A 21,746-nucleotide genomic window follows, 5' to 3' on the forward strand; every position below is an offset into this window, starting at 1 on the left:
GCGGGGACGGCACTACGGTGCGGCCCGGCTCCGGTTCCGGGACAGGTAGTCGGACCAGCTGATCCCGCCTCGCGCCCCGCTCGCGGTGGTCAGCGCCCCATCGCGGCAGGTCCGGCCGAGCCGACCTGGCACGGGGATCCGGAGCAGCGGACGTCGGATGCCGCGGGCCGTCTGCCACCGGCGGGCGACGTCCTCGAGATCCAGCACCTCCGGGCCGCCGAACTCCTCGATCGTCCGGCCGGGTGGGGCGGACAGCCGGTCTGCCAGGTGCGTGGCGACGTCGTGGACGTCGACCGGCTGCCCGGTGATCCTCGGGTCGACCACCAGGACGGGCAGCCGGGCGAGTGCCGTCAGCGCCTCGTCGAGCAGGTCGTGGAACTGGGTCACCCGCAGCACCGTCCAGGGCACCGGGCCGGCCGCCACCACCGCTTCCGCCTCGAGCTTGGCCCGGTAGTACGACAACGGCACCCGGTCGATGCCGACGATGGAGACGTACACCAGGTGGCGCACCCCGGCGGTGGTGGCCGCCTCGACCAGCCGCCGGGTCCCGTCGACGTCCACCCGGCGGGTGTAGCTCCGCTGGTACGGCGCGGAGGCCAGGTGCACGACGGTATCGATGCCGTCGAGCGCGGCGGCGAGCCCGTCGCCCGTGGCCAGATCGGCCCGTACCCAGTCGACGGCGTGGTCCTCACGCGAGGTCCGGCTCATCGCCCGAACGGGGTGTCCGGCCCGGGCCAGCAGGGGCGTGAGTACCCGGCCGAGTCGACCCGTCGCGCCGGTCACCAGGACTGTCATCGGTTCGCTCGCCCCACCCGTCGCCGGCCCCTCCCGGTCCCGCGTGGCCGGGTCGGCGGGGCGGTGTCCTCGGCTTCGGTCTGCCGCGGGGCGAGGGCTGCTCGTCGGTGTCATGTCTGGTGGACGGGGCCCGGGGTGCCGGTGTGACAGGGCTCGGACCGGACCCGACCGGTGGGCGCGGCGGCGGGCCGCCCGCGTCCGGCGGCACCACCCGGGGCACGCGGGGGACGCATCCCCGCCACGGCCTGGGGCCGTGGTGATCTTCCCGACAGGCCGACACGACATCTTGGGTGTGACTTTTCGTGCGGCCCCATATATGGTGTCTCACGCAGCTGGTTCGGCCGCCATCCGGGCGGTCGAGGCAAGAGGGAACCCGGTGCGAGTCCGGGACTGCCCCGCAGCGGTGAGTGGGAACGACCGCCGTCATCAGCACTGGGCCGACGTCCGGCACGAGCCGGACGAGCCTGGGAAGCGACGACCAGTAGGCCAACACGGCTCCGACCGTGCCGCCCACGAGTCCGAAGACCTGCCAGCGCGCCGCGTACGCCCGTACGCGGCGGTCCGAGGCCGCGCGGGACGGCCGACGCCACTGACGAACGACGTGCCACCCTGCCCGTCAGCGTCCTCGCGTGCCCTTCGGACCACACCGAAGCGAGTTCGCGAGGAGAAGGACTGTGACGGTCATCCAGCCGACCGGGCCGGGCGTGGCGGACACCGGGCCGCCCGGGAGCCGGCGCCCCCACCTGCGGGTCCGCACGCGCAACGGCACCACCCAACCCGTCGACGTCGACACGATCGTCCGGACGATCGAACGGTGGGCCGACGACCTGACCGACGTCGACCCGATGCGGGTGGCGACCCGGACCATCAGCGGCCTCTACGACGGCGTCAGCACCGCCGAGCTGGAACGGCTGTCGATCCAGATCGCCGCCGAGCTGATCGGTGAGGAGCCGCAGTACTCGCGGCTCGCCGCCCGACTGCTGGCCGGTTACATCGACAAGGAGGTACGCGGCCAGGGGATCGCCTCGTTCAGCCAGGCGATCCGGCTCGGCCACGAGCACGGGCTGATCGGCGACGAGACGGCGGAGTTCGTTCGGGTCAACGCCCGCACGCTCGATGACGCCGTCGACCCGGACGCGGACCGGCGGTTCGAGTACGTCGGGATGCGCACGGTCTACGACCGGTACCTGCTGCGCCATCCGACCACCCGACTGGTGGTGGAGACCCCGCAGTACTGGCTGCTGCGGGTCGCCTGTGGCCTGTCCCGCACCCCGGCCGAGGCGATCTCGTTCTACCGGCTGATGTCCTCGCTGGCGTACCTGCCCAGCTCGCCGACGCTGTTCAACTCGGGCACCCGGCACACCCAGATGTCCTCGTGTTACCTGGTCGACTCGCCCCGCGACGAGCTCGGCTCGATCTACGACCGGTATGCCCAGGTCGCGCACCTGTCGAAGTTCGCCGGCGGGATCGGCATCGCCTGGTCCCGGGTCCGCTCCCGAGGGGCGCTGATCCGGGGCACCAACGGGCGGTCGAACGGGATCGTGCCGTTCCTGCGTACCCTCGACGCGTCGGTGGCCGCGGTCAACCAGGGCGGCCGGCGCAAGGGCGCGGCCTGCGTCTACCTCGAGCCGTGGCACCCGGACATCGAGGACTTCCTCCAACTGCGGGACAACACCGGCGAGGACGCCCGCCGGACCCACAACCTGAACCTCGCCAACTGGATCCCGGACGAGTTCATGCGTCGGGTCGAGGCCGACGAGATGTGGTCGCTGATCGACCCCGACGAGGTGCCGGAGCTGCCCGACCTGTGGGGGGAGGAGTTCGACGCGGCGTACCGGGCGGCCGAGGAACAGGGCCGGTACGTCCGCCAGGTCCCGGCCCGGGAGCTGTACGGCCGGATGATGCGGACCCTCGCGCAGACCGGCAACGGCTGGATGACCTTCAAGGACACCTCGAACCGGCTCTGCAACCAGACGGCCCGGCCGGGCAACGTGGTGCACCTGTCGAACCTCTGTACGGAAATCATCGAGGTCTCCAGCGACACCGAGACCGCGGTCTGCAACCTTGGCTCCATCAACCTCGCGGCCCACCTCGCCGGCGACGACCTGGACTGGGACCGTCTCCGCGAGACGGTCCGGACCGCGGTGACCTTCCTCGACCGGGTGATCGACATCAACTACTACCCCACCCCCCAGGCGGCGGCGAGCAACCCGCGCTGGCGGCCGGTGGGGTTGGGGATGATGGGGCTGCAGGACGTCTTCTTCGCGCTGCGGATGCCGTTCGACTCGGCGCCGGCCCGGGAGCTGTCGACCCGGATCGCGGAGGAGATCTACCTGACCGCGCTGGAGACCTCCGCCGAGCTCGCCGAGCGGTTCGGCGCCCATCCGGCGTACCCCGAGACCCGGGCCGCGGCCGGGCAGCTCCAGCCCGACCTGTGGGGCGTGACCGGCACCCAGACCGCCCGGTGGGCGGCGGTGCGCAAGCGGATCGCCGCGCACGGGCTGCGCAACTCCCTGCTGGTCGCGATCGCCCCGACCGCGACGATCGCCACGATCGCCGGGTGCTACGAGTGCATCGAACCGCAGGTCTCGAACCTGTTCAAGCGGGAGACGCTGAGCGGTGAGTTCCTCCAGATCAACACCGCGCTGGTCCGGGAGCTGAAGGCTCGCGGGCTCTGGACCGAGGAGATCCGCAGCGCGATCAAGCGGGCCGACGGCTCGGTGCAGGGAATCGAGGAACTGCCGGCGGAGCTGCGGCACCTCTTCCGGACCGCCTGGGAACTGCCGCAGCGGGCGTTGATCGACCTCGCCGCGGCCCGGGCGCCGTACGTGGACCAGTCCCAGTCGCTCAACCTGTTCATGGCCACGCCTGAGATCGGCAAGCTCAGCTCGATGTACCTCTACGCCTGGAAGTCCGGGCTGAAGACGACCTACTACCTGCGTTCGCGACCGGCGACCCGGATCCAGCAGGCGACGGTCGCCCCGGTCCGTCCGGAGACGCCGCGCGGCGCGTCGCCGGCAGCCCGGCCGCTCGTCACCGTCGCCGGAACGACCGTTGACGAGGCCCTGGCCTGCTCCCTGGAGTACCCCGAGGCGTGTGAGGCCTGCCAGTGAGCCCGACCGCCGCCCCGTACCCGACCAACGTCACGACGGAGAGCTACCACCATGCTGCTTGATCCGGGTCTGGACCTGACCCTGCGCCCGATGCGCTACCCCCACTTCTTCGACCGCTTCCGTGACGCCATCAAGAACACCTGGACGGTCGAGGAGGTGGACCTGTACGCCGATCTGCCGGACCTGGAACGGCTCTCCCCGGCGGAGCGCCACCTGGTCAGCCGGCTGGTGGCGTTCTTCGCCACCGGCGACACGATCGTGGCGAACAACCTCGTGCTGAACCTCTACCAGCACATCAACTCGCCGGAGGCGCGGCTCTACCTGTCCCGCCAGCTCTTCGAGGAGGCGGTGCACGTCCAGTTCTACCTCAACCTCCTCGACACGTACGTGCCGGACGAGCAGGAGCGGTACGCCGCCTTCGCGGCGATCGAGAACATCCCGTCGATCCGCCGTAAGGCCGAGTTCTGCTTCCGGTGGATCGACTCGATCTTCGGGCTGCGGAGGCTGGAGACCCGGGCGGACCGGCGGGCGTTCCTGCTCAACCTCATCTGCTTCGCCGCCTGCATCGAGGGGCTGTTCTTCTACGGCGCCTTCGCGTACGTCTACTTCCTGCGGTCGCGCGGCCTCCTGCACGGACTCGCCTCCGGCACCAACTGGGTCTTCCGCGACGAGTCCATGCACATGGCGTTCGCCTTCGACGTGGTCGACACCGTCCGTCGAGAGGAGCCGGACCTCTTCGACGACGAGCTTCGCGCCCAGGTGAGCCAGATGCTCGCCGAGGCGGTCGAGTGCGAGGTGCAGTTCGCCGAGGACCTGCTCGGCCAGGGGGTGCCTGGACTCTCCCTGGCCGACATGCGGGAGTATCTCCAGCACGTGGCGGACCGGCGGCTGGCACAGCTCGACATCCCGCCGCGCTACGGATCACGCAACCCGTTCGCCTTCATGGAGCTGCAGGACGTCCAGGAACTCTCGAACTTCTTCGAGCGGCGGGTCTCGGCGTACCAGGTCGGCGTGACCGGCACGGTCCGGTTCGACGACGACTTCTGAGCCGGCCGGGCGACCGCCCGCGGCGGGAGCCGGGGCGGCTCGGGCAGACTCTGTCCCGAGGTGGACGGTGCCGCCCCGGCGGTCCCGGCCGACGACCGGCCGAGCCGGTCCGGACGCGGGAAAAACCCGGCCGATCAGGAGGGAACATGCTGCTACCGGCACTCCACGGGAGGCTGCCGGACCGCGCGGACGCGGTCCGGATCGGCGACGAGACCGCCTCCTGGGGCCAGCTGCGGGACGCCGCCGAGGCGGTGGCGGCCCGGATCGCCGGGGCGCCGGCGGTCGCCGTACACGCCACCGCCGCGCTCTCGACGGCGACCGCGGTGGTCGGCGGCCTGCTGGCCGGGGTGCCGGTGGTGCCGGTGCCGGCCGACGCGGGGCCGGTCGAACTGCGCCACATCCTGACCGACTCCGGAGCGGCGTTGCTGCTCGCCGAGACCGCGCTCCCGCACCCGCACCCGGTCCCGGTGCCGGTCGAGCCGATCGGGCCGGCCCGGCCCCCGTCCGGCCCCGGGCTCCCCGAACCCGCCGGTACGGCGCCGGCGCTGATCCTCTACACCAGCGGCACCACCGGAGCACCGAAGGGAGTGGTGCTCACCCGGGACGCCGTCGCGCACGGCCTGGACGCCCTCGCCGAGGCGTGGGCCTGGACCCCCGACGACATCCTGGCCCACGGGCTGCCGCTGTATCACGTGCACGGGCTCGTGCTCGGCGTCCTGGGCGCGCTCCGGGTCGGATGCCGGCTGGTGCACACCGGTCGGCCACACCCCGACCGGTACGCCGCCGCCGGCGGGACGCTGCTGTTCGGCGTGCCGACGGTCTGGTCCCGGATCGCGGCCGATCCGGTCGCCGCCCGCGCGCTGGGCCCGGCCCGGCTGCTGGTCTCCGGGAGCGCGCCGCTACCGGTCCCGGTCTTCGCGCGGCTCGCCGAGCTGACCGGGCACCGGCCGGTCGAGCGGTACGGCATGACCGAGACCCTGATCACGGTCAGTACCCGGGTCGACGGGGATCGCCGGCCCGGATACGTCGGGCTGCCGCTGCGCGGCATCGCCACCCGGCTCGTCGACGAGACGGGTGCGCCGGTACCCGCCGACGGCGAGAGCGTCGGCGAGCTGCAGGTCCGGGGGCCCACGCTGTTCGCCGGCTACCTCGGCCGGCCCGAGGCGACCGCGGCCGCGTACACGCCGGACGGCTGGTTCCGGACCGGGGACATGGCGACGATCGACCCGGACGGGCAGCACCGGATCGTCGGCCGGGCCAGCATCGATCTGATCAAGAGCGGGGGCTACCGGATCGGCGCCGGGGAGGTGGAGAACATGCTGCTCACCCATCCCGGGGTCCGCGAGGCGGCGGTGGTGGGCGTACCCCATCCCGACCTCGGCCAGGAGATCGTGGCGTACGTCGTCGCCGACGGGGTCACCCCGCAGGAACTGATCGACTTCGTTGCCACCGGGCTCTCCCGACACAAGCGGCCCCGCCGGGTTCACCTGGTCGACGCGCTGCCGCGCAACGCCATGGGGAAGGTGCAGAAGCGCCAGCTGCTTCCGTGACCGGAGGCGCTGCGAGCCACGAACCGAGGGCCGGGCCGAGGGGCTGGACGGTCCCGGAGCGGTGGCGACGGTGGCCCGGGGCGGTGGCGGGCGGTCGGGCCCCGCCGCCCCGCGACCCCCGACGCCGCGGTCCGACACGAACCGGTGATCCACTCGTCGGCGCAGCGGGCGGCGCGGGTAGCGTGGTCGGCGGCACACCGCAGACCCGTGCGCTCCGGCCCACCGTGCCGGGGTGCCATGGTGGCGGCGGAGCCGGCGGAAGCCAGACAGCGTCACAGCGGACCGGAGGAAGCGCGTGCAGACCCGCACTGATCTCGTCGAGGACCTCATGGGGCGCTTCCCACACATCCCCCGCGAGGCGATCATCAAGGAGGACCTGCTTCGTGGAGGGATGGCCTTCGACGACTCGGCCCTGACCGACAACGAGGACGGCGAGGTCAAGCCGAAGTCATACTTCATCTTCTCCTTCGACCACCGGACGTTGCCCGAACTGGGTACGGCGGCGCTGCGCCGGCCACCGGAGGAGATCGTCCTCACCGGCGGCCCGTACGGGTTGCGCCGCACCGTGGTCTCGGTCCGGGTCAATCCGGACTCGCCGTACCGGGTGCAGGACAGCGGCGACGGCGTGCTCCGGCTGCACCTGGACGGTCGGCCGATCGCCGACGTCGGACTGCCGCCGATGCCGGAGTACTACCGGCACACGCTGGCCAACGGCAAGTCCGTGATGGAGGTCGCCCCCACCATCCAGTGGGGTTACCTGATCTACCTCACCGTCTTCCGGGTCTGCCAGTACTTCGGCGCCAAGGAGGAGTGCCAGTACTGCGACATCAACCACAACTGGCGCCAGCACAAGGCGGCCGGGCGACCGTACACCGGGGTGAAGCCGGTGGACGAGGTGCTCGAGGCGATGGAGATCATCGACCGGTACGACAGTGTCGGGGCCTCGAAGGCGTACACCCTCACCGGGGGGAGTATCACCTCCAAGGTCGACGGGCTCGCCGAGGCCGACTTCTACGGCCGGTACGCCAAGGCCATCGAGGAGCGGTTCCCCGGCCGGTGGATCGGCAAGGTCGTCGCCCAGGCGCTGCCCAGGGCCGACGTGCAACGGTTCCGCGACTACGGTATCCAGATCTACCACCCCAACTACGAGGTCTGGGACAAGCGACTCTTCGCGCTCTACTGCCCGGGCAAGGAGCGGTACGTCGGTCGGGAGGAGTGGCACCGACGGATCCTCGACTCCGCCGAGGTCTTCGGTCCCCGCAACGTCATCCCGAACTTCGTCGCCGGCATCGAGATGGCCGAGCCCTTCGGGTTCACCACCGTCGACGAGGCGATCGAGTCCACGGCCGAGGGACTCCAGTTCTTCATGTCCCGGGGGATCACGCCACGGTTCACCACCTGGTGCCCGGAGCCGACCACCCCGCTCGGCCGGACCAACCCACAGGGTGCGCCGCTGGAGTACCACATCCGACTGCTGGAGGTCTACCGGGCGACGATGGAGGCGAACGGGCTCACCAGCCCGCCCGGCTACGGGCCGCCCGGGGCCGGCAGGGCGGTCTTCTCGGTCAGCTCGTTCATGGACACCCTCCCGGCGGAGGAGACCGCGGACGCGTCGTGACCGCGCCCGGTTCGCCCGGTGATGCCCGTCGGGTCCCGCCGGCAGGCCTCGCCCCGGCCCGCGGCCACCGATCCGTGTCTCCGGCCGGGGGCGGGGCGGTCGGGCGGGGACGGTCATTCCGGCAGGTGAACCGGGACGCTGGTGACCACTACCCTGGGCAGGTGCCGCAGCGCGCGGCGTAGCCGAAGCTCGGTGCGGGTGTGCAGGAACTGGTGCCAGAGGTGCCGCACCACGATCTCGGGGACCACCACGGTGAGCGTCACGTCCGGGCGCGCCGCGTGCAGGGCCGCGACGTACTGGGCCAGGGGCGCGATCACCGCCCGGTACGGCGAGATGATCGTCTCCAGCCGGACGTGGTCGCCCCAGGTCTCCCACTGCCGGCGGAACCGGTCCGCCTCCTCCTGCTCGGGGCTGAGGTGGACGGCGAGAACCGGCTGGCCGAGCGAGGCCGCGTACGCCAACGACCGGAGTGCGGCCAGGTTCAACCGGGCCACCGGTACGACGACCAGGTGCCGTACGTCCTGCGGGGTGAATTCGACCTGGTCGTCCCTTTCGGCGGCGCCGGCGGGCCCGGCCGGCACGGTCCCACCGGCGCCGCCGTCGTCTCGGCCCCTCCCACCGGCTCCGCCGTCGGTGCTGGTTCCGCCGGCCCTGGCCGGCGTGATCCGGCCCGGGTGTGTCCCGTCGGCTCCGGCGGGCGCCGTGGCGGGGAGGGTCAGCGCCCGGCGCATGGCGTCGTAGTGCCTCCGGATGTGCAGGCTGAGCAGGACCAGCAGCGGTACCGCGACGACCACCACCCAGGCACCGCCGGTGAACTTCGTGACGGCCGCGGTGACCAGGACGACCGTGCAGAGCGCCGCGCCGATGCCGTTCACCGCGGCCCGCCGGCGCCAGCCACGGGAACGGTGGTGCCGCCAGTGCATCACCATGCCGCTCTGCGAGAGGGTGAAGGCCAGGAAGACCCCGACCGCGTAGAGCGGGATCAGCGACTGGGTGTGGCCGCCGAAGGCGACGAAGATCAGCGCCGCGGTGGCGGCGAGCGCGATGAGCCCGTTGCTCAGCGCGAGCCGGTCGCCCAGGTGCAGGAAGCGTCGGGGGGCGTAACCGTCCCGGGCCATGAAGAACAACAGCCGTGGCAGGTCGTTGAAGGCCGTGTTCGCGGCCAGCAGCAGGATCAACGCGGTCGCCGCCTGGACGACCGCGTACCCCGGCCCGCCCGGGAACGTGTGCCGGGCGAGTTGGGAGAGCAGGGTCTCGTCGGCCCGGGGCACCAGACCGTTGAGGTGGATCAGGATGGTCAGCCCGGTGAAGAGCACCACCAGGAGGCTGATCATCCAGGTCAGGGTCGTACGCGCCTGGCGCCACTCGACCGGTTGGAAGACCGGAACCGCGTTCGAGACCGCCTCGATCCCGGTCATCGACGTCGCACCGGAGGCGAAGGCTCGGAGCACGACAAGGACGCCGAGCCCCTCCACGGCACCGATCGGTGGCGGGGGGACCGGCGCGAACCCCCGGCCCGCCGCCCGGGCCAGGCCGACGGTGAAGAGTAGCAGCATGGCGGCGATGAAGAGGTACGTCGGCGCGGCGAAGAGCTTGCCGGCCGTCCGTACGCCGCGGAGGTTGCCGACGAGGAGGCCGGCGATCACCAGGAGCCCCAGCGGCACGGTGAACGGGGCCAGCCCGGGCAGCGCCGAGGTGATGGCGCCGATTCCGGCCGCCACCGAGACCGAGACGGTCAGTACGTAGTCGAGGATCAGGCCGGCCGCGGCGGTGAGCCCGAACCGGGGCCCGAGACTGTCGCTGGCGACCAGGTACGAGCCGGCGCCGTGCGGGTAGGCGTAGACGGTCTGTCGGTACGACGTGCCGACCGCGATCATCAGGAGGACCAGCGCGGCGGCGATCGGCAGGGAGAGTCCCAGCGCGCCGCTACCGGCCAGTACCAGTACCGCGACCATCGCCTCCGGCCCGTAGGCCACCGAGGAGAGCAGATCGGAGGAGAGCACCGGAAGGGCGATCAGTTTCCGCATCCGTTCCTGCAGTACCGCGGCGCTGGACAGCGGCGGCCCGAGCAGCAGGCGGCGGAGCCGGGCGGCGGCGCGACCGAGCCGGGTCACGGGGAGCTGCCCCACCCCGGTCGCGGTCAGCTCGCCCGGTCGGTCGGTGTGGTACACCGCGACCTGGGCCAGGCGGCCGAACCGGCTCGGTGCCGGCGGAGGACCGTACTGGGGGAGGTTGGGATCCAGCGGCAGCTCGGCGTCCCGGAGCGAGCCGTCCCGCCGCCCCGCTGCCCACCAGCGCCCGACCTCGCGCAACGCCCTCAGTTCGGCCTCGTTGAGGGGCGGGAACTCGACGGAGGGGCTGAAGACCGTGCTCGGGCTCTCCGAAGGCGCCGCTTCGCCGCGTCCCCCCTGTTCCGGTCGTCCACCCATGCTTCGCCTCGTCCTTCCTCCTCTCTCGCCTCGCACTCTCACCGATGGAGCGGGAAGGCGGGACGGAATTGGCGATTTCCGGCGGAAAAGGCGCCGAGGCGGTGCTCGTCCGGATTGTGCCGGCGCCCGGCGCCGGCCCGGACCGGCGTCGCGGCCCACACCTCGCCCGGCGGCCTGCCATCCGGCCGCCTGCGTGCCGCCGCCAAGCTGGTCGTCGGGCGCGCCGCGTCCAGGTCCGCGCGGTGTGGGCGACCGTCCGGCCGGGACCGGCGCCGTGAGCATTCCGACGACGTCATGGCCGTTGACGCCGCTCCTGACCTCGAGGCCGGCCAGAGTCGGCGCGCCACCAGCGTGGTGATGCGCCGTTTCTGGCCCGGCGTCTCGGGATGTCGGTGGAGGTCGCGGCGTACCTGATCAGGTCGCGGTCCAGCCGGGACGCACGCGGGGTCCACTGTGTCCACTTCCACCGTGCCCACGTCCACCGGGTCCGCGTCGCCCGGCCGAAAACGCCGGACCGGATCGGCCGAGCCACGGCGGTCGGCGCCGTCCCGGGTGGGCGGGGACCGGGCCGTTGCCGGGTTGCCGCGCTCAGTAGCATCGAGCCATGCCAGGCCGAACAGAAGTCGAGGAATCTGGTTCCGTCACCCAGACCGCGCCCGACTCCGTGGCGGAGCCGACTGCCACCCCGAAACCCCGACGTCGACGGGCCCGTTGGATCGTGCTCATCACGGTGCTGGTGCTGGTGTTACTCGGCGGTGGTAGCGCGCTGGCGGCGGCGCTCTACCTACGGTCCGTGGAGGCGGGCATCGAGCGCGTCGACGCGTTCGAGCAGGTGCCGGAGGAGTCACGGCCGGTCAAGGTGGCACACGACGCCAAGAACATCCTGATCCTCGGCAGCGACACCCGGGACCCGGAGAACACCTCGGGGTCGCGCACCGACACCATCATCCTGGCCCACCTGCCAAAAGACCGGGCGAGCGCCCAGCTCATCTCGATCCCCCGGGACACCTGGGTCCACGTGCCGAAGAGCAAGGACGGCCAGCGGGGCGGGCGGGACGCCAAGATCAATGCGGCGTACGCCTGGGGTGGGGTCCCGATGATGGTGCAGACCGTGGAGAGGTTCACGGGTGTCCGGATCGACCACGTGGCGATTGTCGACTTCGCTGGCTTCAAGGAAATCATCGACGCGCTCGGTGGCGTGGAGATAACGGTGGAGCGGAGTTTCACCTCGACCCACTCGCTGCTGCCCGGCGGCCGCCGGGAGTTCAAGAAGGGCAGGCAGGTGATGGACGGCGCCCAGGCTCTCGACTATGTCCGGGAGCGGTACGCCTTCCCCGACAGCGACTTCGCGCGGATCCGGCACCAGCAGCAGGTGATCCGGGCCATCCTGGACAAGGCGGCCTCCGGTGGCACCCTGACCAACCCCGCCAAGCTGAACGCGTTCATCCGGGCGTCCGCGGACGCCGTCTCGGTCGACAAGACGCTCTCCCTGCTCGACCTCGGCATGGAGCTGCGCCATCTCCGCAGCAGCGACCTTACCTTCCTCACCAGCCCCAGCAAGGGAACCGGCCGCATCGGCTCGGAGAGCGTGGTCCTGGCGGACACCGAGAAGGCCAAGGAGTTCTACGACGCCGTGCGCCGCGACGCGGTACCCGAAATCCTGCGCGCCGCGAAGTAGCCGTTTGGGAGAAGCGGCCCGGTCCCGACGATCGGCGCCCGGGCCGCAGGATCCGCGACGGCCCCACGTGGTGGCGGCCGGGCGCTAGCCTCGACTCGTACGCCCGCGTCGACGGCACCCACGAACGGCGCCCACGCTGCTCTGATGCGGGCGTCACGTCGGCCGGCACGGACGGGACAGCCTTCTGCCCTGCCCTTATCCTGCTGGCAGCCGACCGCGCTGTCGTGTCGAGGCCATCGGGGAGGTCTGTGAGATGTCGAGCGGGACGACGGCGCGCCAGGACATGGCAGGCGGTCCGGCGGTCGAGCCGGCCGGGCTACTGGCGCGTGACGTCAGGGTCGAACCCGGCGGGATCGACGAGGTGACCGCGCCGCCAACGATCCCACGGCCCCGGTCGGTCGACAGCCCCGACACGACGCGTCCGGTCCAGCCCGGGCTCGAGACCACGGCGGTGCTGCCGTACGCCGGCTCCGCCATCTCGACCCGCACCCGTCGGCTCCGTGCCTGGATGGTGACGGCTCCGGTGGACCTCGCCGCGTTGCTGGCACCGCTCGCCTTCACCGACCGCTACTGGCGGGGCACCCTGTTCACCGCCGCGCTCACCATCGCCATCTTCGCCACCGGTGGATTGTACCGGGGACGTCGACACATGAGCATTCTGGACGAGCTGCCGAACCTCTGCGGGCGGCTGCTCTCCTCGGCGGCCATCGTGGCGATCATCGCGGCGCTGCGGCACAACTCCGTCGAGTACATGACCGGCTTCATGCGGGGCGTCGCGCTCTCCGCCGGACTGGTGATCGTCGGTCGTGCCGTCACCCGGACCCTGGTCGTCCAGGCGAGGCAGCGTCGCTGGGTGGAGCACAACGCCATCATCATCGGCGGGGGTCCGGTCGCGGTCGAGCTGGCCCGGCTCCTGCGTCGCCACCCTCGGTACGGTCTTCGCTTCGTGGGGTGCGTCGACGCGGCTCCCCGATCGGGCTCGGGCGCGATCCCGCTGATCGGCACCCTGCAGGAGCTGGAGGACCGGATCGTCACCACCGAGACCGACGTCCTGATCATCGCTGATCCCGCCTGCGCCGAGTACGAGCTGATGGAGCTGCTGCTCCGTCCGGCCAGCTCCCGGTGCGATCTGTGGGCGGTGCAACGGCTGTGGGGCTCACACTCGCCGGGCGGACTGCCGGACCACATCGGGGCGATCCCGGTCGTGCAGATTCGCCACACCACGCTCTCCGGTCCACGGTGGATGGTCAAGCGCTGTTTCGACGTCGTCCTGGCCGCGGTGGCGCTGGTCCTGCTCAGTCCGGTGCTGCTGCTCTGCGCGCTGTTGACCTTCCTCGACGGCGGGCGGGGGATCCTGTTCCGACAGGAGAGGATCGGACAGTACGGCAAACGGTTCCACGTCATCAAGTTCCGCACGCTGCGTCCCCGCGACCGGCACGAGGCGGAGACGACGTGGTCCGTCGCCAACGACGGGCGGATCGGACCGATCGGGCGTTTCCTTCGTCGTACCTCTCTCGACGAGCTTCCGCAGCTCTGGAACATCCTGCGCGGCGACATGACGTTCGTCGGGCCACGTCCCGAACGCCCGTACTTCGTGGAGAAGTTCACCGCGGAGCATCCCGACTACGCCATGCGGCACCGGGTGCCGGTTGGCCTCACCGGCCTGGCCCAGGTGAGCGGCCTGCGGGGCGACACCCCGATCTCCGACCGCGCCCGGTACGACAACTACTACATCGAGAACTGGTCGCTGTGGTTGGACGTCAAGGTGCTGTTGCGCACCGTCGGCGAGGTCGTCCGGGCCAGCGGCAGCTGACCGTCGGTGCCACGACGCCGGCGGCTCAGACGGCGGGCAGCAGCGGGAGCGGATCCGTCCGGAATCCGTCGAGGTACTGGCCCGGGTCCACGTCCAGCACGGAATGCAGCATGGTGCCGATCACGGTCCGCAGGTCGAGGTTCGCCTTGAGATCACCGTCGTCCAGATCGGTGAGGCTCGGTTGCTCACCGTAGAAGCCGCCGGCGACCCTCGGCCCCAGGACGAAGACCGGAGCGGCTGTCCCGTGGTCCGTACCGTCCGAGGCGTTCGCCCGGACCCGGCGCCCGAACTCGCTGTAGACCAGCACCGTCACCTGCCGGCCGGCCTCCGTCCGGGACATGCGGTTGACGAAGCCGGAGAGCGCGTCGTCGAGCCGCTTCAACAGGCTCTCGTGCCCCGCGCGCTCGTCGGCGTGGGTGTCGAAGCCGTCCAGGCTGACCGAGTACACCCGTGTCGGCACTCCCGCCTCGACGCAGCGCGCCACCAGCGCCAGCTGCGTACTGAGCGAACTGGTGCGTCCGGTGCCCGTGGTCAGCAGTTCGAGCTCCGGACCCGCGGCCGGATCCCGGGGCGTCTTCTCGGCCTCGCGGATCAGGTGCTCCACGTGCAGCAGGTCGGTGTAGGCACTCGCCGCCCGGGCGCGCGGCGTCGGCTCCCCGTCCTCAGGCTGACCCAGGGCCGCCAACATCTCCGGCGTGATGCCGTTCGGCAGGGAGAGTCCGCTGGGGCTGACACACGATCCGGCGCGGGTCTCCCCGGCGAGCATCGGCGGGAGAACGGGCTCGAAGCTGACGGCCGCCTCGGGAGGCGCCGACGTCCCGTCCAGCCATCGGCCCACCCAGCCCGTCTGTACCGGGTTCACCGGCGACGCGGTCTGCCAGATGTCCATCGACCGGAAGTGGCTGCGGTCGGGCCGGGGATAGCCGACGCCGAGGACGATGGCGAGCCGCTTGTCGTCCCACAGCTTCTTCAGCCCGGTCAGCATCGGATTGAGCCCGAGCGTGTCGTCCAGGTGGAGAACCTCCTCCGGCGCGTAGGCCAGCTCCGGCCGAGCCGAGTGGTAGGCCGGATCCGCGAACGGCACGACCGTGTTGAGCCCGTCGTTCCCGCCGTAGAGGGTCACCAGGACGAGCTTTCGGGCCGAGGCGTCGGACGTACCGCCCGAGGCGGTCTTGAGGAGCTCCGCCAGACCGAGCGCGCCCGCGCCGGCCGCCAGCGCGCCTGCCCCGACAACTCCGGAGGCGAGGAGGAAGCGACGTCGTGTCAGGATGTCCATCTCAGGTCACCAGGTATTCGGGGCTGACGAGGCCGAGGGTCAGCAGCCGGCGAGGGTCGGCGGACGCGTCGCGCAGCACGGCGTACGTCCGGTTGGACCAGCCGTCGAGGCAGAGCAGGTATGCCAGGCTTTCCGGCGTCAACCGGTCGATCACCGCCCGCTCCGCCAGCTTGCCGGCCAGGCGGAGCCGGGTCTGCGCCGCCGCGGAGGTGAGCCAGGACGTACCCGCCCGCCACCCGCCGACATTCGGCGGTGCGAAGGGCAGTTGGCCCAGATCCTCGAGGATCTTGAGCAACTCGCTTCGCGTGTCGTCGGGCAGGGTTGCCGGCCGCAGACCCAACTGGCGCATGGCGCCGACAAACCACTCGATGGGCTGTTTCACCAGCTCGCCGTCGGTGGCCAGGAAGGCGTCGTCCTCGAACATGACCCTGAGCATCGCGGTCGGCACCGGGAACGCCTCGACCATCTTCGCCAGCAGGGCCTTCGGGATCGGCCGGGTGGACGAGGCGTAGCGGAACCAGAGCCGAGTGGCGATGAACCGGGGGCACGCCTCCTGCTGCAACAGCAACTCGATCAGACTGCTGGCGTCGAAGTACCGGGTCGTGCCGAGGATGGTCTTCCGGCCACTGTCGTGGGCGGAAGGGTCGAAGATCGAACGCTCCTCGGCCAGACTGTACCGCCAGCCGGTCAGCGCGCGTCCGGCCTCCTTGACGTCCTGCTCGGTGTACTGACCGATGCCGAGGACGAACAGTTCGAACAGCTCCCTGGCGAGGTTCTCGTTGGGCGCCTGTGCGGTGTTGCGGTGACCGTCGAGGTACAGCACGAGCGCGGGATCGATGACCATCCGACGGGCCAGGGCGGCAAAGTCGGGCGCCTCCCGGAAGGTCCGGTGCTGCACCATCATCAGCTGCGGGCTGCGAACCTTCTTGATGGACGTCGCCCAGTGACCGTGCCAGAAGAAGACGAGCTTCTCGACCGCCTGGTGGCTGGCGACCGTCATCCGGTCCACCCACCATCGCGTTATCTCGTCGGTCTCCTTCTCCCGGCGGCGCTCGAAGGCAATCTTCTGCTCCGGAGTCGGGTCTCGCTGGCCCGCGTACGGGTCGAGCGGTAGGTCGGGAAGAGGCGCGCTCGTCGCCCCGACATCCGGCCCGACCGGAGCGAGCAGTGCCGACAGCGTCGCCGCGTAACCGGCACGGCGGGCCGCTGCCAGCTCCGTGGCCGTGGGTCCGAAGCCGGCCCGACGCAGCAGGAGCGCGACAGGGTCGGTCATAAACCCACGATAGAGGACCTGACCGAATCGGGGGCAGTCGGGTTATGGCCGTCCCAGCCCGGACGGTCCACGTCGACCCCGGGCGATGAGCAGGACCGCTGTCGAGTAGGCCACCATACCGAGCGCCGAACCGGCGAGATATCCGGATGCCCCCCACCAGATCGTCAGCAGCGGTGCGACGACGACGGTCAGGCCGAGCATCACGTACCGGGCGCGGAGCAAGAGCCCAAAATCACCGCGGAGGAAACTGCTCAGCGAGCAGCCGTAGGAGAAGCCGAGCGCCAGCTTCTCCAGACCCGCCATCAGCAGGGCGCCGCCGGCCGGGATGAAGGAGAGCGCGGGGACGGTTCGGCGGCCGACAAGCACGGCCGCGCTGAGCAGCGCGGCGCCGGCCGCCATCAGCGCCACGGCGACGACTCCGTCCCAGAGGTCCTGTACGACGGTGGTCTCGACGCCGGCACGTCGCCGGAAGATCAGCACCCGTCGAAGCGTGATCGAGAGGAACGCCAGGGGGGCGAGTACCTGTTGCAGCAGCCGGATGACACCGAGGGTGGCCGCGCTCGCGACGAAGGTCGTCATCTGAAGCGCGAGGACCGGAGTGACCCCGACGACGAAGGCGTCGAGGGAGGCGGCACCCATGACGGCCCGCCGGGACCGGATCCACCCCACCAGACCGCGAACCATCGGACGTCGAGCCGGTTGGATCGCAGCGAGCAGGCAGAAGACGACGTTCAGGACCGCCCATGAACCGCAGATCCCGAGCGGCGATCCCAGAACGGCGAAGAGCAGTGCCGCCGAGGCCTGCGCCGTGAGCCAGGCGGCGGACTCGACGAGCGCGGACCGCGCCCGTCCGGCGGCGACGGCCGCCGTCCGGCCGATGTCGAGCGCGATGGCGAACGGAACACCCGTGGCATAGCACGGCGCCACCCAGGCGGGGCCGCCGGAGACGGTGACCGTGGAGAGTACGGCCGCCACGCCGCCGACCAGGCCACCGACGAGGGCGGCGGCGACGGCGCGGCGACACGTCGGCCCGTCCACCGGCTCACCGGTGTTCGCGGAGCGCAGCAGGGTCGCCTCGGCGAGGGTCCGTTGCAGGACGCCACAGGTCAGTTGGAAGACCAACATGGCCGGGGTCACCACACCGACCACGGCGAGCCCGCCGGCGTACCCCAGGGTGAGGCTGAGCACCAGGCTGGTCGCCATGAGCGAGAGTTGGCCGAGCGCCAGGGCGAGCCCGGGCCACATGGTGGGGGCCCTTCCGGCGTTCGCCGCAACGACCGCGCCGGTCACGTCGACTGCTCCCGCCGTCCGTCACGTCGTTCGGCCAGGACGCGGGCGACCGCCTCGGACACCCCGTCGGCCACCGTGATCGCCGGCGGCACACCACCGACGGTCGCGACAGCGGGGCTGCCTTCTTCCGGGCGGGCGGACTGCCGGTGCGGATCGCCGGCGAGCAGCTCGGCGAGCGCCCGGCCGGCCGCGTCCGGCTTGTCGAAGTCGGCGAACCCGAACCGGCCGCCGGAGACCGCGGCGGCCTCCGGCAGCCCACCGAGCGGCGAGACCAGCATGGGCAGGCCCCGGCTGCCCACCTCCACCGCCACCCGGCCGAACGGCTCCATCCAGAGCGACGGAATCAGGACGACGTCGACGCGGGCGCAGAAGGTCTCGACGTCCAGTACACCGGCGAGGTGTACCGGCACGTGCTCGGCGGCGGCCAACGCGGACAGCCTCCGCAGATAGTCGGGCCGTCCGGCCCCCGCGATCAGGAGGGTGACGTCGTCCCCGGTCTGCCGCCGGTACGCGGCGGCGGTCCGGATCGCCGCCTCGACGCCCTTGACCGGGTCGACCCGGCCGAGGTAGCCGAGTACCAGACCGCCGTCGCGGTGTCCCCGCCTCGGCGCCGGGGGCTCGGGCGCGGTAGCCGAGCCGAGGAGCGGATACGCCACCAGGCTTCGTTCCCGGGTGACCAGGCCGGCCTCGACCAACTCGTCCCGGACGAACGCGGAGACGCAGACGCTCACCGCCGCCGGAGGGGTCGCCCGGCGCATGATTGTCGCCTTGACCCGACACGTCCGACAGACCGTGACGCAGTTGGTTCCGCCCCGTCGTCGCGATCGTCGCCAGCACGTGTCGCTCAGGTCGTGGAAGGACCGGACGAACGGAAGACCCGCCGCCCGTGCCCAGCGCACCATCCAGGGACCGGTTCGCGAGACATTGGTCGCCACCACCGCGTCGGGGTCGAACGAGCGTACAGCCCGGATCTGGGCGGACGCGACCACGGGTAGGCTCCAGGCGCTCACCAGCTCCAGGCCCCGACGCAGGACGGAGTCGCCGTGCACCCGGCGGGCGAAGGGCCGGCGGACCGCGTGCACCGTGAGGGGCCCGTCCCGGTACGTCCGGTCGGCGACGCCGGGGACGAAGACCGCGACCTCCGCCGACGCGGCGAGCCTCAGCGCTGCACTCCGCGCCGACCGTTCCGCACCTCCGACGGTGTCGGGCCACCACCAGTCGGCGAGGATGGCAATCCTCGGTCGGCTCATTCCGCTGCCCGCCCCGTGGCCGGTGTCGTCGTTGACGGGGCCGCCGACGGATCCGGCGGGGCATCGACCGACGTACGGGCGCGACGTCCCACCCGACCGTTCCACAGACCGACACTGAGCAGCAGGACGACGAACGCGGCACCGGCGAACGGGATCTGCGCGCCGAGCGGCCCGCGCAGCAGCCCGATCTGACAGGCGGCGAAGATGGTCGCCAGCCCGGTCGCCAGATTCGCGTCCGCCCGGCTCACCCAGGTGTCGAGCCGTCGGGCCAGCCGTCCGTAGTAGAAGAACAACACGATCACGCCGACGAGGCCGAACTCGAGAAAGACCTCCGCCCAGAACGGCAGCGCCAGGTTCTGGAACTCGTAGCCACGGCTCGCAGCCACGACGTTACCGGCCGGAATCGCCTTGCCTTCCCACAGCGATCGGGGCACCCAGAAGAACAGGGCCGAGATCAGGTGGTGTCCCCAGCTGTGTCCGTGGGCGTGCACGTGGTGGACGGCGTTCACCGTCTGCTGGAACCCGTCGAAGTCCCAGGTGTAGTACGCGTCCAGGCCGAGCCGGAGGTGTGCCCGGGCACGGTCGTTACGGAAGAGGTTGGCGAGCGGGTAGACCAGCGCCAGGCCGAGCAGCATCCCGACCGAGAACAGCGTCCGCCACCACTGACGGTCGACGGCCAGCAGGGCAAGCGCGGCGACCAGCATCACGCTGAACGACGAGAACCGATTGGCGGTCAGGGGGTTGTTGTAGATGACGTTGAGCCCGACCGCGACGCCGGTGGCGATGAGCAGGACCAGCCGGGCCCGGGGGTGGTCGGCGACCCGGCCGCGCCAGCAGAGGAGACAGAGCAGCAGCGCGACGACGCTCATCGCGGCGGGAAGCGTGCTGAGCAGCCCGAGCAGCGCGAGGTCCTGGCCACCCCGCAGGCCCGCCTGCTCGATCGCCCGTTGCAGGTCGTCCCGGCTGGTGAACCGGATCGCGAGCCCGCCCGTCCTCGGCAGGCAGACCAGGGCCATGACCGCGGCGACCACGGTCATCAGGACCGCCTTGTCGACGGTGACCTGGAACCGGGGGGTCGACCGGACGAGGCGGGGCCGGGCCGGGCGGGACGCGACGCGGGCGCGATATCCGGCCCAGAAGGCGCACACGGCGAAGAGCAGGATCACCTGAGCCGTGACGTAGTGCTGGTAGAGGGGAAGGTCCGGCCAGGGCAGCCGACGGTCCCGGATCTGCAGCAGCGGCGCGAAGCCGACCCACACCGCGACGAACGCCCAGAACGTCACCGCGACCGGGGAGAACGTGTCGGTGACGGTGGCCTGGTACAGGGCGACCAGGCAGATCGCCAGGACGACGAGGCCGAGCAGACCGGCGATCGTCGGCCGGGGCAGCACGGTGGTGACGCCGACGACCGCGATGGTCAGCGCGCCGAGCAGACCCGCCACCCGGTCTCGGCGAGGCCATCCCGACCAGGCGATCGCGACACCCCTAAGCGGTGGCATCGGCGATCCACGCGGTCACGTTCGCGACGAAGACGTCGGGGGAGAAGGCGGAAGCGCGGGCGACGATGCGGTCGCGGGAAAGCTCGTCGAGATTCCGGAGCCGGTCGGCGTACCGGTGTGGATCCGCGGAGTCCACGAGGAACCCCGTCTCACCGTCCACGACGGTCTCCAACAGCCCGCCGCCACGTATCCCGACCACCGGCGTGCCGCAGGCCATCGCCTCGACCGGGACGATGCCGAAGTCCTCGTACGCCGGGTAGAGCAGGGCCGCCGCACCCCAGTACAACTCCCGGAGCCGCTCCCTCGAGGGTCGGACCTCGAAGGTCACCGGGACGCGTGCCCGTCCCGCCGCGTTCCGCAACGCGGTCTCACCCGGTCCGGCGCCCGCGATGACCAGTGGCATGCGCGCGGCGTCGGCAATCTCGATCATCAGGTCGAACCGTTTGTACGGAATCCAGCGCCCGACCCCCAGGAGATAGCGCCGATCCTGTTGTCGCTGTGCCGCCGGCGCCCCCGCGAAGTACTCGACCTCGACCGGGGGGTTGATGACCCGGGCATCCCGACGCCAGAAACGTTGGATGCGCGAGCGCACCTCCACCGAGTTGGCGGCGTAGCTGTGCACGTGCCGACTGAGCGCCACGTCCATCCGTCGCAGGATGGAGCGGGGCACGGTGAGCAGCCGCGACGATCCCCGGTCGTCGTACGTGGGACTCCACAGGTACCGCGCCGGTGAGTGGACGTAGCTGAGGTACCGTGTCTGCTCGTCGTGCCGCATCTTCACCGTGTGCGCGAACGCGTGGCTCGACGAGATGACGACGTCGAACCGCTCCCGGGTCAGGGTGCGCCAGGTGAGCGGCATGACGGGCAGCGCCAACGCCTTGCTCCGGCGCAGCGGGGTCCGCCCCAACCATGACTCCCGGAACTCCGTTCCTCGTTCGGCGTCCCGGTCGCGCCAGAGCACGAAGCCCTTCGCCCCGGGCAGGACCTCTCGCAGCGCGAGGAAGACGTTCTCGGAGCCCCCGGTGGCGGCGAACCATTCGTGTACGAGGGCGACCGACCGGTCCGACAGCAGCGGAACGACGGGATGCCGGGTCCCGGTAGATACCTCGGTGATG

At 71.4% G+C, this 21,746-nt stretch carries 14 protein-coding genes and 1 riboswitch; of the genes, 6 read left to right on the forward strand and 8 right to left on the reverse strand.

All coding sequences use genetic code 11. The annotated features are described in order from the left end of the window. Positions 1-12: 12 nt before the first annotated feature. A complete protein-coding gene (locus EF879_RS21685) occupies positions 13-795 on the reverse strand; it encodes an SDR family oxidoreductase (RefSeq protein WP_123561523.1) in 783 nt (260 codons plus the stop codon). Positions 796-1,111: 316 nt separating this feature from the next. Then, a riboswitch (cobalamin riboswitch) is annotated at positions 1,112-1,344 on the forward strand. A gap of 155 nt (positions 1,345-1,499) precedes the next feature. Here EF879_RS21685 and EF879_RS21690 point away from each other — a divergent pair. The 4 genes from EF879_RS21690 (at position 1,500) to EF879_RS21705 (ending at position 8,123) form a co-directional block, all read left to right on the forward strand. Beyond that, positions 1,500-3,908 carry a ribonucleoside-diphosphate reductase subunit alpha gene (locus EF879_RS21690; protein ID WP_370375538.1) on the forward strand — a complete coding sequence of 803 codons (2,409 nt, stop codon included), beginning with the start codon at positions 1,500-1,502 and terminating at the stop codon, positions 3,906-3,908. A gap of 51 nt (positions 3,909-3,959) precedes the next feature. Next, entirely contained in the window at positions 3,960-4,955 is a 996-nt protein-coding gene (locus EF879_RS21695) for a ribonucleotide-diphosphate reductase subunit beta (protein WP_123561527.1), read from the forward strand. A gap of 146 nt (positions 4,956-5,101) precedes the next feature. Beyond that, positions 5,102-6,505, forward strand: a complete 1,404-nt coding sequence (locus EF879_RS21700) for an acyl-CoA synthetase (RefSeq protein ID WP_123561529.1) — start codon at positions 5,102-5,104, stop codon at positions 6,503-6,505. 295 nt (positions 6,506-6,800) lie between these two features. After that, a complete protein-coding gene (locus EF879_RS21705; RefSeq protein ID WP_123561531.1) occupies positions 6,801-8,123 on the forward strand; it encodes a radical SAM protein in 1,323 nt (440 codons plus the stop codon). Between the two features lie 113 nt (positions 8,124-8,236). Here the strand turns inward: EF879_RS21705 and EF879_RS21710 are convergent, their stop codons facing one another. Then, positions 8,237-10,552: an APC family permease gene (locus tag EF879_RS21710; RefSeq protein ID WP_123561533.1), complete on the reverse strand. Its 2,316-nt coding sequence runs from the start codon at positions 10,550-10,552 to the stop codon at positions 8,237-8,239. 604 nt (positions 10,553-11,156) lie between these two features. On the opposite strand from EF879_RS21710, the gene EF879_RS21715 reads away from it, so the two are divergent. Next, positions 11,157-12,230: an LCP family protein gene (locus EF879_RS21715; protein ID WP_123561534.1), complete on the forward strand. Its 1,074-nt coding sequence runs from the start codon at positions 11,157-11,159 to the stop codon at positions 12,228-12,230. 253 nt (positions 12,231-12,483) lie between these two features. Further along, entirely contained in the window at positions 12,484-14,043 is a 1,560-nt protein-coding gene (locus tag EF879_RS21720; protein WP_233604651.1) for a sugar transferase, read from the forward strand. 25 nt (positions 14,044-14,068) lie between these two features. Here EF879_RS21720 and EF879_RS21725 read toward each other — a convergent pair whose 3' ends face one another. From EF879_RS21725 to EF879_RS21750, 6 genes are read right to left on the reverse strand one after another with little or no spacing between them, the layout of a single operon-like run. Beyond that, entirely contained in the window at positions 14,069-15,319 is a 1,251-nt protein-coding gene (locus tag EF879_RS21725) for a DUF1501 domain-containing protein (RefSeq protein WP_123561536.1), read from the reverse strand. Position 15,320: 1 nt separating this feature from the next. Further along, positions 15,321-16,592 carry a DUF1800 family protein gene (locus EF879_RS21730; RefSeq protein WP_123561538.1) on the reverse strand — a complete coding sequence of 424 codons (1,272 nt, stop codon included), beginning with the start codon at positions 16,590-16,592 and terminating at the stop codon, positions 15,321-15,323. A gap of 42 nt (positions 16,593-16,634) precedes the next feature. Beyond that, the gene (locus tag EF879_RS21735; RefSeq protein WP_123561540.1) at positions 16,635-17,882 is read right to left on the reverse strand and encodes a hypothetical protein; all 1,248 of its coding nucleotides are present in this window, start codon (positions 17,880-17,882) and stop codon (positions 16,635-16,637) included. Beyond that, positions 17,879-19,132, reverse strand: a complete 1,254-nt coding sequence (locus EF879_RS21740) for a glycosyltransferase (protein WP_123561542.1) — start codon at positions 19,130-19,132, stop codon at positions 17,879-17,881. The genes EF879_RS21735 and EF879_RS21740 overlap by 4 nt, the downstream gene beginning before the upstream one ends. Next, on the reverse strand, positions 19,129-20,631 hold the full coding sequence (locus tag EF879_RS21745; protein ID WP_148086518.1) for a hypothetical protein: 1,503 nt from the start codon (positions 20,629-20,631) through the stop codon (positions 19,129-19,131). Before EF879_RS21745 ends, EF879_RS21740 begins: the two co-directional genes overlap by 4 nt. Continuing rightward, positions 20,618-21,538 (reverse strand): glycosyltransferase, encoded by a 921-nt coding sequence (locus EF879_RS21750; protein WP_233604652.1) that lies wholly within the window; start codon positions 21,536-21,538, stop codon positions 20,618-20,620. Before EF879_RS21750 ends, EF879_RS21745 begins: the two co-directional genes overlap by 14 nt. Positions 21,539-21,746: the final 208 nt, after the last annotated feature.

The organism is Micromonospora sp. HM5-17, assembly GCF_003762835.1.
Taxonomy (GTDB): domain Bacteria; phylum Actinomycetota; class Actinomycetes; order Mycobacteriales; family Micromonosporaceae; genus Plantactinospora.